This window comes from Streptococcus parasanguinis, assembly GCF_001069785.1.
Lineage (GTDB): Bacteria > Bacillota > Bacilli > Lactobacillales > Streptococcaceae > Streptococcus > Streptococcus parasanguinis_T.
In genome coordinates this window covers 15,526-31,732 of the sequence record NZ_JVSR01000071.1, presented here as the reverse complement: position 1 = coordinate 31,732, position 16,207 = coordinate 15,526, and the positions used below count along the sequence as shown (strand labels likewise).

Annotated in this window: 15 protein-coding genes and 1 pseudogene; 15 read left to right on the top strand and 1 reads right to left on the bottom strand. The window is 40.4% G+C overall.

The window, feature by feature from the left end; translation table 11 throughout:
• The 5 genes from ADG03_RS05865 to ADG03_RS05845 all read left to right on the top strand — a co-directional run.
• The coding region (locus ADG03_RS05865; RefSeq protein WP_049520972.1) for an alpha/beta hydrolase at positions 1–704 on the top strand (704 nt) is incomplete at its 5' end.
• Between the two features lie 83 nt (positions 705–787).
• Positions 788–1,906 (top strand): DUF4767 domain-containing protein, encoded by a 1,119-nt coding sequence (locus ADG03_RS05860; protein ID WP_049473153.1) that lies wholly within the window; start codon positions 788–790, stop codon positions 1,904–1,906.
• Between the two features lie 213 nt (positions 1,907–2,119).
• On the top strand, positions 2,120–2,683 hold the full coding sequence (locus ADG03_RS05855) for a hypothetical protein (RefSeq protein ID WP_021152825.1): 564 nt from the start codon (positions 2,120–2,122) through the stop codon (positions 2,681–2,683).
• Between the two features lie 176 nt (positions 2,684–2,859).
• The gene (locus ADG03_RS05850; protein WP_049473154.1) at positions 2,860–3,627 is read left to right on the top strand and encodes an ABC transporter ATP-binding protein; all 768 of its coding nucleotides are present in this window, start codon (positions 2,860–2,862) and stop codon (positions 3,625–3,627) included.
• Positions 3,620–5,623, top strand: a complete 2,004-nt coding sequence (locus ADG03_RS05845) for an FtsX-like permease family protein (RefSeq protein ID WP_049473155.1) — start codon at positions 3,620–3,622, stop codon at positions 5,621–5,623. The genes ADG03_RS05850 and ADG03_RS05845 overlap by 8 nt, the downstream gene beginning before the upstream one ends.
• A gap of 332 nt (positions 5,624–5,955) precedes the next feature.
• Here the strand turns inward: ADG03_RS05845 and ADG03_RS05840 are convergent, their stop codons facing one another.
• On the bottom strand, positions 5,956–7,920 hold the full coding sequence (locus ADG03_RS05840; protein WP_049473156.1) for a peptide ABC transporter substrate-binding protein: 1,965 nt from the start codon (positions 7,918–7,920) through the stop codon (positions 5,956–5,958).
• Between the two features lie 260 nt (positions 7,921–8,180).
• Between ADG03_RS05840 and ADG03_RS05835 the strand changes: the two genes are divergently transcribed.
• The 10 genes and pseudogenes from ADG03_RS05835 (at position 8,181) to ADG03_RS05790 (ending at position 16,178) form a co-directional block, all read left to right on the top strand.
• Positions 8,181–8,510, top strand: a complete 330-nt coding sequence (locus tag ADG03_RS05835; protein ID WP_003012258.1) for a PadR family transcriptional regulator — start codon at positions 8,181–8,183, stop codon at positions 8,508–8,510.
• Positions 8,504–9,304: a membrane protein gene (locus ADG03_RS05830; RefSeq protein ID WP_049473157.1), complete on the top strand. Its 801-nt coding sequence runs from the start codon at positions 8,504–8,506 to the stop codon at positions 9,302–9,304. The genes ADG03_RS05835 and ADG03_RS05830 overlap by 7 nt, the downstream gene beginning before the upstream one ends.
• Positions 9,301–10,131, top strand: a pseudogene (locus tag ADG03_RS05825) (hypothetical protein). The gene ADG03_RS05830 and the pseudogene ADG03_RS05825 overlap by 4 nt, the downstream one beginning before the upstream one ends.
• A 233-nt stretch (positions 10,132–10,364) precedes the next feature.
• Positions 10,365–11,756 (top strand): APC family permease, encoded by a 1,392-nt coding sequence (locus ADG03_RS05820; protein WP_049473158.1) that lies wholly within the window; start codon positions 10,365–10,367, stop codon positions 11,754–11,756.
• 104 nt (positions 11,757–11,860) lie between these two features.
• The gene (locus ADG03_RS05815) at positions 11,861–12,097 is read left to right on the top strand and encodes a DUF2829 domain-containing protein (RefSeq protein WP_000141913.1); all 237 of its coding nucleotides are present in this window, start codon (positions 11,861–11,863) and stop codon (positions 12,095–12,097) included.
• Complete coding sequence (locus ADG03_RS05810; protein ID WP_049473159.1) at positions 12,090–12,788, top strand: 3-oxoacyl-ACP reductase; 699 nt, start codon at positions 12,090–12,092, stop codon at positions 12,786–12,788. The genes ADG03_RS05815 and ADG03_RS05810 overlap by 8 nt, the downstream gene beginning before the upstream one ends.
• Before the next feature lie 208 nt (positions 12,789–12,996).
• Complete coding sequence (locus ADG03_RS05805) at positions 12,997–13,656, top strand: ABC transporter ATP-binding protein (RefSeq protein ID WP_049473160.1); 660 nt, start codon at positions 12,997–12,999, stop codon at positions 13,654–13,656.
• 4 nt (positions 13,657–13,660) lie between these two features.
• Complete coding sequence (locus ADG03_RS05800; RefSeq protein WP_049473161.1) at positions 13,661–14,863, top strand: ABC transporter permease; 1,203 nt, start codon at positions 13,661–13,663, stop codon at positions 14,861–14,863.
• A 99-nt stretch (positions 14,864–14,962) separates the two neighbouring features.
• Positions 14,963–15,442, top strand: a complete 480-nt coding sequence (locus ADG03_RS05795; protein ID WP_049473162.1) for an NUDIX hydrolase — start codon at positions 14,963–14,965, stop codon at positions 15,440–15,442.
• A gap of 7 nt (positions 15,443–15,449) precedes the next feature.
• On the top strand, positions 15,450–16,178 hold the full coding sequence (locus tag ADG03_RS05790) for a GNAT family N-acetyltransferase (protein ID WP_049473163.1): 729 nt from the start codon (positions 15,450–15,452) through the stop codon (positions 16,176–16,178).
• The last annotated feature ends 29 nt before the right edge of the window (positions 16,179–16,207 follow it).

Genomic DNA, 16,207 nt, shown 5'->3' with positions numbered 1-16,207 from the left:
GAAGCTCTGCGACAGAGAACCGCTTCGATGGCTTGGTGACCAAGCTCAACCAAGGCCGTCAAGGAACCAAACACAGTCTGCTTAAGGTTAAGGTTTGGAATGATGGGCATATCACCTATAGTGGTAGTATTGATGCCAAGGACAATGAACCAGTAATTGTGGTTGGTTTTGAAAACAACAAAGATGGCTATAGCAACATTAAAAAGAAAGCCAAACTCTTTAATCAAGCCTTCGAAGCTCTTCAAGAAAAATACAATTTTAATAATTTTAAGGGTTTAGGTCATTCCAACGGTGGCTTGATTTATACAGCCTTTATTGAAAATTATCTGGGGGATTATGATATAGATCTCAAGACCCTCATGACCATCGGGACTCCTTACAATTTCACGGAGACCAATATCAAAAATAAATCTGAGATGTTGGCCGATTTTATCAAGGGAAAAGAAGCCATCCCGACAACCCTTCATATGTATTCAGTAGCAGGGACCATTACCTATGATTCAGATGAGTTAGTCCCGGATGCCAGTGTCTCTGCTGGGAAATATATCTACCAAAACCAAGCAGCTAGCTATACGGAGATTACGGTGACGGGGGAAGATGCCCAGCACTCGGATCTTCCAACCAATGATGAGGTGGTTGCCTTGGTGAAAGAGCATATTGAAAGTCAAACGGATCGTCGAGCCAAACCGAATAAAATAAACTAAGTGTGAAGAAGGGATTCCTTCCTCACCTTTTTTTTAGTATAATAAAGTTTAGTATGAAAATAAGGGAGATTATAGGAAATAAGATGAAAAGAAAAAAATGGGTGCAGTTAGGAATAGTGGCTTCGAGTATGGTCATGTTAACAGGATGTTACCAAAGATACCAACGTCAGTCCAGTCCCAAAAAAGAGGCTGCAACAAGCCAGACTTCAGCAAAGAAACAAGCGAAAAAAACAGATAACAAACAATTATACCAGTCTGTTTTTTCAGACTACCAAAAGATTTTTGCCACTTCAAAAGAGTTAGATGCTATTTCCAAATTGAATGATGCATTAGCCAAAGAAGATCGGATGATCAATAGTTGGGTGATTGAGACTATCATCAATCAGCCAGATGCCGTTCGCTATGCCTTTAAGGACTTAAATAACGATGGGGTAGAGGAGATGATCATCGCCAATCAGCAGACCGATGGAAGCTACTTTGTGACAGGAGTTTATTACCTCAAGGACCAAAAACCGACTCTGCTAGCTGAAGGCTTCGTCGCTGGACACGGTGGAGCGCGCAATGCGACGACCCTCTATAAGGGAGGAGAAGTCTTAGAAGTCAGCTGGATGTCAGGAACTGGCCGTGGGGTAGCTGTGCTCTCACGGATAGAAAAGACGCCTCAAGCCGCGACAAAAGTCCAGGAAGAAGAAGTCCAAGTACCTGGGTCAGATCTGAATGCCCTCTTTGGAAAATCGGATGAGGATAAACTGGATCTCAAGAGTTTTAACTGGCAAACTTTTGACAGCACACCATCAGCGGGAAATAGCCAAAGCCAGGAAAAAACGCCTTGGAATGCTGAAAAATCAGCAAAATTGGCAGAATTTATGAAGACCTGGGGAGAAAAGATGGGACAACCCAACTATCAAAAAGGCATCGCTGGTGGTGATGTAGGACCAGACAACTTCTATACTCTAGGGGAAAATAGTAAGATGGATGCCATTTATACAGATACTGGTCAAGGAAATGCAAAATACCGCATCGTGGAACGCTATAGCAATTGGGACAAGTATCCAGATGTGCATAGTTATTTCTTTGCTATTACAGATACAGGAGAAGGCATTGTCTTTCATTCTCCAACGACCAATGGAGGAAAGATGTATCTAAAACCAACGGATAACAAGGAACTTCAAGAAGAATTTACACAGTTGCTTCATCAATAAAAAGAAGAATAAACCAGAAAAAGACTGTTTTTCTGGTTTTGTTTATTCAAAGAATGAATAAATATACAATAAAAGAAATAATTTTTAGGATATAAAATATGTTAAAAACTAGTGATAATTAGCGGTGCATAAGTATTTGAAAACAGAAAATGTTTGACAATTAAAGGAAAATCATTTAAAATATATTCATTCTTTATTTATAGGAGAAAAAATATGAAAAAACTTCTTACAGCCGGTGTGGCTCTCTTGTCAGTTGCAACGTTAGCAGCTTGTTCTGGTAAAACTGCTTCAGAATCATCAAGCAAAGATGCAAAAGCTTCTTCTAGCAAAGTAGAAAAATCATCTACTTCAGAAAGCAAATCAAGCAGTTCATCAAAATCATCTAAATCAGCAACCTCTTCTGTTAAAATTCCAGAAATTGTCTTGTTGACTGATGATGAAATCGATAATGCCAAAACAATTGGTGATATGAAAACTCTTTATAGTAAATTAGTGGATAACTATAAAAAATATGCTCAAGATATTGGCGATCAAATTCCCGAATCACTGAGATCTAAATATACTCAACAAGTGGAACCAGCTCTCAAGACATTGGACGAATCAAAAACTCAATTTGATACAGCACTTTCAACTGGTGGTTCAGATGATACGGTTGTTCCTGAACAAGGGCGTACTGTTTTTGTACAACAATTGAAATCTGGACGTGACACTATGAAACAAGCTCTTGAAAGTGCATATAAATCAATTGCGCCATTGCTCTCTTCATCAGCTGAATAATCAATGAAAAAAATAGGGTAGGACCTCAAGTCCTAGCCTATTTTTGCTTTCTTACAAAAATGTAAGAAATAAAGGGGAAAATGTAAGGTTATGTTATGGTGAAAGCGTTTTAGTTTTAGTACAATAGATTTGTAAAAAACGATTGAAGCTTTTATCAAGCTAGAAAGGAACGGATCATGACCCTACTAGACGTTCAACATATCAAAAAAATCTACAAAACCCGCTTTCAAGGGACGCAAGTTGAAGCCTTAAAGGATATTCACTTCACGGTTGAAAAAGGGGAATACGTGGCCATCATGGGGGAATCAGGATCCGGGAAATCCACCCTCCTCAATATCCTAGCCATGCTGGACCAGCCGACCGAAGGGCGGGTCTACCTAAATAGCATAGACACCTCGACCATCAAGAACAAGGATGCGTCCAGTTTTCGTCGGGAAAAACTAGGCTTTGTCTTTCAAGACTTCAACCTGCTTGATACCTTGTCGGTCAAGGACAATATCCTCCTGCCCTTGGTCCTCTCTCGTAGACCTGTCAAGGAAATGATGAGCAAGGTCGATAGCGTCAGTCGGGAGTTGGGCATTCACCAGCTCTTAGAAAAATATCCCTACGAGATCTCTGGTGGGCAAAAGCAACGAGTGGCTGTAGCACGGGCCATCATTACCTCGCCAGAAATCCTCCTGGCCGACGAGCCAACAGGGGCGCTGGATTCCAAATCATCGGCTGCGTTACTAGATGTCTTTGAAGATATCAACACCATGGGCCAAACCATTCTCATGGTGACCCACTCAACCGCAGCGGCATCGCGTGCCAAGCGCGTGCTCTTTATCAAGGATGGGATCCTTTACAACCAGATCTTTCGCGGGGAAAAGACGGAGCGTCAGATGTTCCAAGAAATCTCAGATACCCTGACGGTCATGGCGGGGAAGGAGGATCGTGATGTTTAAATTAACAAGTAAATTAGCTCTTTCCAACCTCAAACAAAATCGCAAGCTCTATTACCCTTTCGCTATAGCTGTTATTTTAACGACCATGATCCTCTATAGCTTTATCGCCCTGGCAACGACCCCTCATTTAGAGGATTCTTACGGAGGGGGAGCGGCGAGAACTGTTCTTGGTTTTGGTAGTTTCGTTGTCCAATTAGTCGTCATCATTTTAGTGGCTTATGCCAATGACTATGTCATGAAAAATCGTTCCAAAGAACTGGGACTCTACAGTGTTCTGGGAATGGAGAAGAAGCATCTCCTCATCATGACCTTATGGGAATTGCTCTTCTTCTATGTTCTCACAGTTGGAGTAGGACTGGGCTTGGGGCTCTTGTTTGATCCTTTGATTTTTGCCCTGCTCTTAAAATGTATGGGGCTTCCAGTCGTCATTCAATCGACCTTCCAGATAGAGGCTGTTCTTAACACTTTACTTGGATTAGCCTTAGCTTTTGGTCTCATTCTTTTGTTGAATTCTTTCCGCCTCTTGCGCTACAGTTCCCTCCACCTCATGCAACAGAAAAAGGCAGGAGAGAAGAAGGGACGCTTCTTGCTGGTTCAAACTCTGTTAGGACTAGGGCTCTTAGGAATTGCTTTTTATATGGCGCTAACCGTTGAGCGTCCGGTTGCAGCGGTTCAAGGATTCTTTATTGCTGTCATCTTGGTCATTCTAGCGACTTATCTCTTATTTAACGCAGGCTCGATTACCTTCTTAAGATTTCTCAGAGGTCGGAAATCCTACTATTACAAGCCAGAGAATTTTATATCTGTCTCCAACTTAATAGCTCGGATGCGAAAAAATGCAGCGGGTCTTGCGACGATTAGTATTCTATCCACCATGGTCTTGGTCACCTTAACCGGGTCGCTCAATATCTTTATTGGAGGGCAGAATTACCTAGATACTGTTTCCCCTTCTGATTACATGATTAGTGTGGGGCATATGCCTTCAGATGCTGAAACAGAAACGGTTATTGAAGATGTTCAAGCTCAAATTAAGAAAACAGCCGATGCGACACATCTATCAGATTATCAGGTGGCACAGACAACATACTGGTCGGCTGAAATTCGAAAGATTGATGGAAGGAGCTTAGAGGTGAATGACCAGTCCACTCCATCAACTGGTCAGGAGTTGAAGTCAGAAGGAACAGTCTACTTTTTTGATCAGGCGACTTATGAGCAACTGACCGGTCAAAAAGTTGAGCTTGGGGAAAATGAAATCCTAGCCTATGGGTATCAATATCCTGGAAGATTAGACGCACAATTAGAAATCAATGGGAAGACCTTCACGATTAAAGAAAAGCTAAACTCCAATTTTATCCAAGGGAAACTCCCTCAAGCCGACCTGTTTCAACACCAAATGGGCTTGTACCTGGTCCTCCCTGACTTGAACCAACTGGGACTAAAAGTTGATAAAAATTTGGAATTCTCTATTAGTGCTAAAAATAAAGATAACCAAGATTTTATTTCTGGCTTGATCAAAGAGCTGTATTCGACAGACAAAATCAGTCAATATGGTGCGACTTATTTTGGTGGATTTGATCGATACAGTATAGAGAAAGATTGGCGTGAAACAGCAGGGACTCTTCTATTTATCGGGATTTTTTTATCTGTGATCTTTCTATTAGCTACGGTTCTCGTGATTTACTACAAGCAGATTTCAGAAGGCTATGAGGACCGGGAAAATTTTGTGATCTTGCAACAAGTAGGATTGGACCAAAAGCAAACGTCCACCACCATTCGCAAACAAATTCTCACCGTCTTTTTCCTCCCATTATTCTTCTCCTTCTTGTACCTAGGAGTAGCCTACAAGATGATCGCAAAGATCGTTGCTATCTTAGGAGCAACCAATGCGGGCTTGGTTCTTCAAACGACTCTTTCTGTCTGCGCTGTCTTTTTCATCTCTTATGTTCTCGTCTTTCTTCTGACTTCTAGAAGTTATCGAAAGATTGTCGTGAGATAGCGTTCGAGTCTATAAAAGATTGGGAAATGAAAAAGCTGATAAGTAGACAAACTGTTTTTTTCATAGAACAAGCTAAGTGTTGCGGAAAGAATTATAATAATGTATGTTTTAAAGCTTATTTAAACAAATACTGAAACTTTCCGCCGTGAGAAAAGTGCTAGAAATAAAGTATTTCTAGCATTCGGGAGTTTTGAAACTTTAGGTTCAAAACTAAGTTATGGAACTTCGGAGAAGTTCGCTAACGTCCGTACTCACCTAAGGAAAGTTTCAAAGATAGTTTTATCCTTAACCAAAAACACCGAGGATCAAATCCCCGGTGTTTTCTATCGCGATTATTTCACGTGTTTTGCAAGTTCTTCTTGCGCTTTTTTGTTTGATTCTTCTTTTTCTTTCAACCAATTCTTATAAGCTTTTTCGTAGTCAGCAGTTGTGACTGTCTTATCTTGAAGTTTTTGGTATTTGAAGAAGCTTGTTTCACCTTTAATACCAATTGCAGAATTTGCTGCTGAGAATGGCGTTACCTTCGTGATAGATGGAACTCCACCCTTAGAGTAGATTGGAAGTACCATTGCGTTTTCAGTCAACCAAGCTTGGGCAGCAGCGTATTTTTCATAACGCGCATTGGTATCCAATTTTTCAGCATTAGCAGCATCCAACAATTCTTTGTATTCGTTCAAACCAATTTTTTCGATGAGCGCTTGGTCTTTCTTAGGATCAAGTCCCATACCAGTCAAGGTTGAACCATCTGTTGGGTTCAAGATATCCAAGTAAGTAGATGGATCTTGGAAGTCAGGTCCCCAACCTGTGATATCCATATCAAAGTCTTTTTGATCTGGTGATTGGGCGAAGTAAGTAGCGTTGTCAGCATCGTCTGTAGACAATTTTTGTACATCGATCACGACATTGTCTTTACCAAGAGCTGTTTCAATAGAACTCTTCATAGAGTCTGCTTGTTGGACAAGAGCATTAGAAGATTGGTCTACGACATAGTCGATATGGATTGGGAATTGAACACCTTGTGATTGCAATTCAGCCTTCGCTTTTTCAAGTTCCGCTTTGGCTTTATCCGCATTATGCAAGCTATCTTGAGCATCAGCAAAGCTAACACCTTTCCACTCATCTCCTGTTGCGGCAAGTTTTTCTTCAACGAGAGTACCGAAGTCTTTCCCGTCTGCTTGCACAAATGTCGGTGGAACTAGAAGTGTACGTAGAGTTTTTGATGCTCCGTCTTTCCCGTTAACTTGAGCGCTGTAGGAAGTTCTATCCAAAGCGAAGTTCAAAGCTTGACGGAAGTTTTTGTTTTGAAGGGCTGTCTTCGTGTTGTTCTTTTGCTCATCAGATGTCTTCTTCGTATGGCCGTAATTTTGACGGTTGACGTTGAAGTAAGCGTAGTAAACAGTAGAATCTTGTGGGGAATAAACGATGTTATCCTTGAATTTCTTCTCAATCGTACTGTAAGTTGAGCTTGTTGGGAAGAGACGAGCAGTAGATAGGTTCCCATCTGAGAAGTTACGAGCAAGATAGTCTTGGTCAGATCCATCGAAGTAAGTCAATTTAACCGTATCGATGTGAACATTTTTCTTGTCGTAGTAATCAGGGTTTTTATCCAACTCGATTTGTGATTTTGAAGTGAAGGATTTCAAAATGTATGGACCATTGTAGAGGATACCATTTGGTTTCACGCTACCAAAGTCTTTCCCAGCTGATTCCAAGAATTTTTCATTAACTGGCATCATGGTAGCAGTCGTTAATTTTGAATTCCAGAAAGATTCTGGTTGGTTCAAAGTGTATTGAAGAGTGTGATCATCAACAGCTTTTACCCCAACAGTTGAGAAGTCTTTGGTTTTCCCGTTTACATAGTCATCCAAGCCTTTGACTGAGTTTTGAACCAAGTAAAGAGCATCCGATTTTTTATCTGCTACGTATTTTAGAGATGTCACGAAATCTTGTGCAGTGACGTTAGCGTATTCATTTCCTTCTGAATCATACCACTTTGCATCTTTTCGAAGCTTGTAAGTATAAGTCAGACCGTCTTTTGAAACGGACCAGTCTTCAGCAAGAGCAGGCACTAGGTTACCGTATTGGTCGTTTTCAAACAAACCATCGACCAAGTTGGTAGTAATGTCGCTTGTAGTTGAACGATTTGAAGTCAAATAGTTCAAGGTATCAGGGTCAGTACCATACACGTAGTTGTAGGTTGTCCCTTTTGACGCATTAGAAGATGAGCCACATGCAGCAAGGAAAAGCGTTGAAGCCGCGGCGACACCTGCTAAAAGAGCAAGCTTCGATTTTTTCATATTCGTGTCTCCTTTTGAATAATTTTAATTATTATACTCCAATCAATCTACAAAATAAAGTGTTTTTTGAACTTTTTTTGTATATTTACACACGAGTATACAGAGAAACCTTGATTTTAAGGGATTTTTAAGGAATAAAAATTTTTTTGAAAAAAGTTACTATTATGCTTTACATACTAGCCGAGAAAGAGTATACTGATAGTGAAATAACTAGTATGTAAAACAAACTAGTGGAAAATGTGAAGAAAGAGGTGAGAAGGATGAAAGAGTCCCAATTACTAAAGGGAGTCTTGGAGGGCTGTGTGCTTGAGATTATTTCAAAAAAGGCCATCTATGGCTATGAATTGATCCAAAGTCTCAAAGAGATGGGATTTGATAAGATTGTTGCTGGGACCATTTATCCCCTGCTTCAAAAATTAGAAAAACAAGGGGTTATTCATGGGGAAATGAGGCCGTCTCCAGATGGTCCTGATCGCAAGTATTTTTCACTCAGTGATGCTGGAAGAGAGCGCTTAGAGGAATTTTGGGACCAGTGGCAGGAACTGGTCACGAAAGTAGAACGTATCAAGAAGGAGGGAGAAGAATGGTAGAAAGTTATACAGAAAAAATATCGGATGAATTGATTAATCTAAACAAAGAGGATCAAGTCTATGTGAAAAAAATGGTGGCCTATATTGGGGCCAAGTCCTATTTTTATGATGATGAAGCACTCGGTGAACAACTCTACAATATGGTTTGTGACCTGAAAGTTGCTGAGAAAGAAGGCATACGGGCGGTGGATTATTTTGGAAAGGATCCACGGGCGATGGTGGATCAAGTTCTTTCAGACTTGCCTAAACGCTCTTTAGGATCTTATGTGGGACTCGTCTTCCTACTTGGAGGGATCTTAGTTGGCATGCGTTATTTAATGGATTTTACCTGGATGACGCCACTGAAAATCGAACCCCTGACCTATGTTGTCATTCTACTCAATTTCTTGGTGTTCAGCCAGTTCATTACGTGGCTTTGGTCCAAACAGAGCTATGGTGAAATGAAGTGGTCGTGGGCTACTTTTATCAGTGTGATCAGCCTGATGGTATTTCTGAACATCGTACGACTATTTTCGATCTATTTTGGCCACATTGGAAGTCTCTTCTTATCAGATGGTTGGGCGATTGTTCTTGCTGTCCTAGTCCTACTTGGATTTGCGATTATAGCTGTTAGAAGCAGGGAGCGTTTGATGACGAGTCTACTAGTCCTGGGCCTGACTTTCCTAGTTACTGGATGCTGGATTCGTCTTGTGAATCCAGAAACTGCTAATGTATTACGCTGGCTACTCCCTCTTATAGGACTCGTTCTGTTCCTCATTGTATTTCGTCTCCAAAGAAAGGGAAAAGCAATATGATATCAGCTATTTATTATGAAGAAACACAGGCTTTGGTTCAAACCTTTAGCCAAGAGGACCAAGCTTATTTCCAAGATCTCTGGGATTATTTCAATTTCGCCGGTTTCTTATATGAGGAGAAGGCTTTAAAATAGCAGGTCTATAATCTAGCGCTGGATTTTTCGCAAGCAAGTGGAGATGGATTGACAGCCAAGGACTATTTTGGACAGGATCCTAAGGAAATGGCAGACCAAATCATAGAGAACATGCCTAAAGAATCCACGCGATCTGTTCTAAAATATGGTGCAATCGTCTCAGGAATTGTGATTTTTTATCGCCTCTTAAGTGATTTTGCTTCTCAAGCGGTCCTTGTGCTCAAACCTCTAGTCTATTTGACCGACATCATTTTGGGACTCCTAGCTGTTGGGATGATCTTCTATCTCCTTCGTCGCCTCATTTTTGCGGAAGAAAAAGCGAAAAAAGCAATTTATGTAGCCTTTGTTCTAGTTCTAGGATTCTATTTTGTCGGTGAAATAGTGGGCGTCCGCTTCTTGCCGGCTCTTGCTTGGATTGTAGTCCCTAGTCCTTGGGATGCCCTTCTCATGACAGGGGCTAGCGGAGCTCTCATTCTTTGGCAATGGAAAGAAGAGTTTGGACGAGCTTTCATCTTTCCTATCATCGCATTTTTAGTGGTTGGATTCTTACATCGCTGGACCTTGGCACAAGGAGTTCAGAATCTTGGTATGACGGTTCTTCTGCCCACAGTGATCATCGTCTTTGGGTTGGTTATTTATTATTGGTTTACGATTCGTGCTTTGAAAAAGAATAGGACGGAAAGTGATAAATAGAAAGAAAAGGGGGGCTGGGACAAAAGTCCTAGCCTCTCAATTGTTTTTGGATTGTCGAGCAAGACGCAGTGGTTGATTGGTATCTTTGTTCGCTTTTTAAGCTCCAAAGATGACCTACTCAACTGTGCGGAGGTGGGACGACGAAATCGAATTCTGACGAATTACCGATTTCTGTCCCACTCTCTTTCTTGTTCAAGTATGATAGAATAAACTCATTAGATGGGAGAATATACATGAATCTATTTCGAAAAAAGGGACTTGGGCAAGTACACCCGGGTCTAAATCGCCATTTACGATTGTGGGATTTGATTATTTTAGGAATTGGTGCCATGGTGGGGACAGGGATCTTCACGATTACGGGAACTGCAGCAGCGAATTTAGCTGGTCCAGCCCTCATTATTTCGATTGTGATTGCGGCTTTTTGCGTCGGCTTATCTGCCCTTTTCTTTGCTGAATTTGCGTCTCGCATCCCTTCAACTGGTGGGGCCTATAGTTACCTCTATGCCATCTTTGGAGAGTTTCCAGCCTGGATAGCCGGTTGGTTGACCGTGATGGAATTTATGACAGCTGTATCAGGGGTGGCTTCAGGTTGGGCCGCGTATTTCAAGGGCTTGTTGGCCAATCTTGGCTGGAGTCTGCCGACGGCTTTAAACGGGACTTTTGATCCAGCTAAGGGAACTTATGTGGATCTCTTGCCTATTTTGGTTATGGTCCTCGTCACAGCCTTAGTCCTTATGAATGCAAAAGCGGTTTTACGCTTTAATTCCTTGCTGGTCTTACTCAAGTTTTCCGCTCTTGCCTTGTTTATTCTTGTCGGGATTTTTCACCTAAATCCTGGCAACTGGGCAAACTTTGCTCCGTATGGATTTGGCGAAATCTATGGTGGTCAGACAGGGATTATGGCTGGTGCTTCGCTCATGTTCTTTGCCTTTCTTGGTTTTGAGTCCATTTCAATGGCGGTCGACGAAATCAAGGAACCACAAAAGAACGTCCCTCGCGGGATTGTCCTCAGTCTCTTGATCACAACCGTTCTTTATATCTTGGTCACCCTGGTTTTGACCGGTATGGTTCCTTTTAAGAACTTAAATGTAGAAGACGCGGTTGCCTTTGCCCTTCGTCAGGTCGGAGCCGGCTGGGCTGGAAATTATGTATCGCTGGTAGCGATTTTGACCCTGATTACCGTCTGCATTTCCATGACCTTTGCCCTTTCACGGATGATATACAGTTTGGCGCGGGATGGGCTCTTGCCAAAAGCTATGAAACAGCTCGATCCAAAAACCAGAATTCCCAAAAATGCAACACTAGTAGCTGGATCGATGGCATCCATTGCTGGTGGAATCTTTCCACTTGCAAGCATCGCTTCCTTCTTAAATATCTGTACCTTGGCTTACCTGGTTATGTTGGCCTTTGCTCTCTTGAAATTGCGCAAGGAACACGGGGCACCTGGACCAGGTGAATTTAAAACACCCTTGGTTCCGGTCTTGCCAATCCTATCGATTGTGGTCTGTCTGTCCTTTATGACCCAGTATTCCCTATCGACCTGGCTGGCCTTCGGAGTTGCTCTCCTGATCGGGGTCGGAATTTATTTCGGCTATGGGTATCGCCATTCAGAAGAAAATCAATAAAAGATGAAAGCTAGAGTAGAAGAACTCTGGCTTTTTACATAGAGAAAGCTCTTTTTTTGGTATAATAAAGGGAGAAAGTTAACTAGATAACAAAGGAGAAAAACATGACATTTGAAGAGATTTTACCAGGCTTAAAGGCTAAGAAAAAATATGTGCGAACCGGTTGGGGCGGAGCAGAAAACTATGTCCAATTGTTTGATACCATTGAGCAAAATGGGGTGGCTCTGGAAGTGACACCTTATTTCCTCATCAACGTTTCTGGTGAGGGTGAAGGTTTCTCCATGTGGAGTCCAACCCCTTGTGATGTTTTAGCGACAGATTGGGTGGAAGTCCATGACTAAAAGAGTCTTGATTACAGGCGTGAGTTCCGGGATTGGTCTGGCTCAAGCTCGCCTCTTTCTAGAGAAGGGCTACCAGGTCTATGGGGTGGACCAGGGAGCGGATCCCCAGTTAGCAGGTGATTTTCATTTCTTGCAACGGGACTTAACCCTAGATTTGACGCCAATTTTCGACTGGTGTCCTGAGGTCGATGTCTTGTGCAATACAGCTGGTGTTTTGGATGATTACAAACCGCTTCTGGAGCAAAGCGCTGAGGAGATTCAGGAGATCTTTGAGATCAATTATGTGACCCCGGTGGAGCTGACACGGTATTATCTGACTCAAATGTTGGAGAAGAAGCAAGGTATCATCATCAATATGTGCTCCATTGCTTCTAGTTTAGCGGGAGGCGGCGGTCACGCTTATACCTCCTCCAAGCATGCCCTAGCGGGCTTTACCAAGCAGTTGGCCCTGGATTATGCAGAAGCTGGCATTCAGGTCTTTGGCATTGCGCCGGGGGCCGTCAAAACAGGCATGACCGCAGCTGACTTTGAGCCAGGTGGCTTGGCTGACTGGGTAGCCAGTGAGACGCCGATCAAGCGCTGGATTGAGCCAGAGGAAGTGGCAGAAGTCAGCCTCTTTTTGGCCAGTGGGAAGGCGTCTGCTATGCAAGGGCAAATCCTGACCATTGATGGTGGTTGGAGTTTGAAGTAGGGAAATGAAAAAGCAGGAGTTAAAATCTTGCTAAGAAATGTAATTGTTTTTTCCTTAAAAACACAGGGATAATAACAATTATGAAGATAACTGAGGGTAAGTTCAGAAGAACTTTTTGAATGGGCTACCTGAAACCTTAAGAGATTGTTTTAGAAGAAACGAATAGTACAATTGATTTGCTAAGTTATTGTGGAATGAAGGTGAAATCATGATTAAATTAGTGAATGTTGCTAAATGTTTTAGTGATGGATCGAATGTCAGATATATTTTCAAAAATTGTAATTTTGAATTTAAAAAAGGGAGCACGACTGCAATAGTTGGCCGTTCTGGATTAGGAAAAACTACTCTTGTTAAATTAATATTAGGGATTACCAGTTTAAATGAGGGGGATATCTTAGTCTGTGGTAGTTCCGTTTTAGATATGAAAAATTTGAGTAAGGTAAGGCGTAGGAATATTGGCTGTGTGTTCCAAAACTTTAATTTGATTTCAGGTTTCACGGTGAAAGAGAATATTCTACTTCCAAGATATTTTTTTGAAAATGGAGAGAATAACATTAACGAAATTTGTAACACTCTAGGTCTTTCAAAAGAAATGTTAAGTAAGAGTATTGATAAGATTAGTGGAGGTGAAAAACAAAGAGTTGCTTTGGCAAGAGCTCTTATTAATAATCCAGAAATATTGATAGCAGATGAACCTACTGGTAATTTAGACGCTGATAACGAACAAAATATAATAGAATTGTTAAAGAGGATCAATGAAGAGTTAGGTATCACGATTATAACAGTAACTCATAGTGATAAGGTGGCGAATAGTATGCAGTCTATTTGCACAGTTGTTGATGGCAAAATTGAGTACGTAAGGAGATGATAAAATGAATCATTCCATATTATTCATTGCTAGAAGAGATTTAGAAGTTAACAAACGAAGATATAGATTAGTTAGACTGTCAATAGCGATCTCTGTTTTGCTAATTGTTTTAGTGATGCTCATTTCTAATTCTTTCTATAATAAAATGATTAAAGAAATGACTGTAGCAAATAAAAATGTTGTTACTGTTGCCTTTGGTAATAAAGAAAATTCTCTGAATTATAAAGCTTTGCCTTTGTTTTCTAATGAGGATATTGATCGAGTAAAAAAAATAGATGAAGTAAAGAATGCTACTGGTGTAAAACTTTTATTTACGGATGATATCAAATTCCAAAATGGTAAGACATCGGTTTCCAATACCATCCATTGTCTAGAAGAAAAGTATTTAAAAAACCTGAATATTAGAATTGCCGATGGAAAATTTCCAGAGAAGGACAATGAAATATTAATCGGAAATTCCGTACACAAGGCTACATCAATGAATGTCGGAGATACGGTGACTATTAAGATTGATAATCATTATGTAAAGTTTGTAATTTCGGGAATTATAGACAAGCAAGGAGCGCAGTTGTTTTCTACGTTGCCAACAGAAATAAATCAAATGATGGCAATAAATATTAATAGTAGTAGCGTCTCATCAAATAAATATTACTATCTGAATGCTACTGTAAAAAATGGAACCGATTTAAATGAGGCAGCAAACAGGATAGAAAAGATTGTTTTAAAAAATGAAAATTTAAAACAATCTTTATCAGGGACAGGATTAGATGTTGTTGTAGCAACACAACAGGATGTTATAAATATGCTATCCAGATGGTTTTCCTACATCGACCTTTTTATCCTATTAATCATAGTTCTTATCTCTATTGTAGCGATTATTAATATTATCAATATTCTAGCCATTACCATTCAGGAGAATCATAAACAGATCGCAACTTTTAAAATCATCGGTGCATCTGATCGACAGATAAAAAGAATATATTTATTTGAAAGCTTCATGATGGGAGTACGAGGTACAAGCGCGGGATTGGTGATAGGAATTGCTATTTCTTATTTGATCATCTTTTTGAGTGGATTACCACTAGATATTGAACTTAGCAGATTGTTGTTCCCGGTATTAATAGGGATACTTACTTCAGTTTTTGCAGGATTATTGGTATCTAGAAAAATTACTAAAATAGATATTGAAAAAGTATTAAATCAATAGAGAAGAAATGATTAGTGGTAATAAGAGATGGTGTTGCAAAAAGAATAGCTATATTGATTTCACTATCGACTGAGCTTTGAATGAAAGTAGGAGGATTTGATGGAAATCAAAAATCACTTTGGTGTCTACGGAGTCTGTCTTCAAGAGGGGAAACTGCTCTGCATTGAAAAAACAAGAGGCCCTTATCAGCATCGCTTTGATCTACCGGGTGGTAGCCAGGAAGTAGGGGAAGGGCTGACAGAAACCCTCAAGAGAGAAGTCCTTGAGGAGACAGGCTATACGATTAGCCGTTATTCAAATCCTAGGATGTATGATGTACTGGTTCAAGAAGAGGGCAAAGATTTTGCAGTACACCATATCATGGCCTTTTATGATATCGTAGTAGATTTCGAGAACTCTCAACAATCCCTTCCTCAGGAGGTTCTTGATGGAAGTAATGATTCAGCCAATGCAATTTGGTTGAATGTGGAAGAAATTACTGCAGACAATGCTTCTCCTTTAGTATTGAAGGTAAAGGCGGAGTTACGAGGATTTCCAGAATTAGAACTGACAACCTACAGAAATTGGAAGGTAAAATAGAGGGAGAATGGAACTATTTAAAACATGGAAGAAATATATGGTTCTCTATGGTCTTAAATCTCAAATTGGAACTGTTTATCGAAACAGTGATAGGACAACGAGCTTTTATGATATTGGGAATTTTCTATACCTAGCAGGGGAGTTGGATCCCAGATTTTGGGAAGACTTTGTTAGGCAATATGGTTTAGATTATAAGATTATTATTTCAGAAGACACTAAGTGGCAAGATTTTCTGCATCGGCAAGTGGGGTTAATTTCTTTTACTCGCTATTCTTTTAAGGATAAGGCAAATTTTCAAGTTGAATTTCTAAATGATCTAGTTACTCATTTAGAGGAAGGTTACAATATTGTACCTATTGACAATCGTATTTATAACTATCTTTCTGAGGAAGAATGGTCACAAGATTTACAGGGGGATTTTGAGTCCTACCAGGATTTTGCTTTAAAAGGTGGATTTGGCTTTGTTATTCTTAAAAATAATGAACTGATTGCTGGGATTTCCTCAGGGTTAGTTTACCACGGAGCAGTTGAAGTGGAAGTTGCAACTAGACCAGACAAACAAGGAAAGGGATTTGCTAAAAAACTTGGTGCTGCAATGATTCTAGAGGCTTTAAATAGAGAAATGTTCCCACTTTGGGATGCTCATAACGAGGCTTCTAAAAAAGTAGCAGAATTTTTAGGATACGAATTAGTTGAATCTTATGAAGCTTTTGAACTAGAGGAAAGTGTCGTATAATGATATCTAATATTGTATCTTTTAAGACG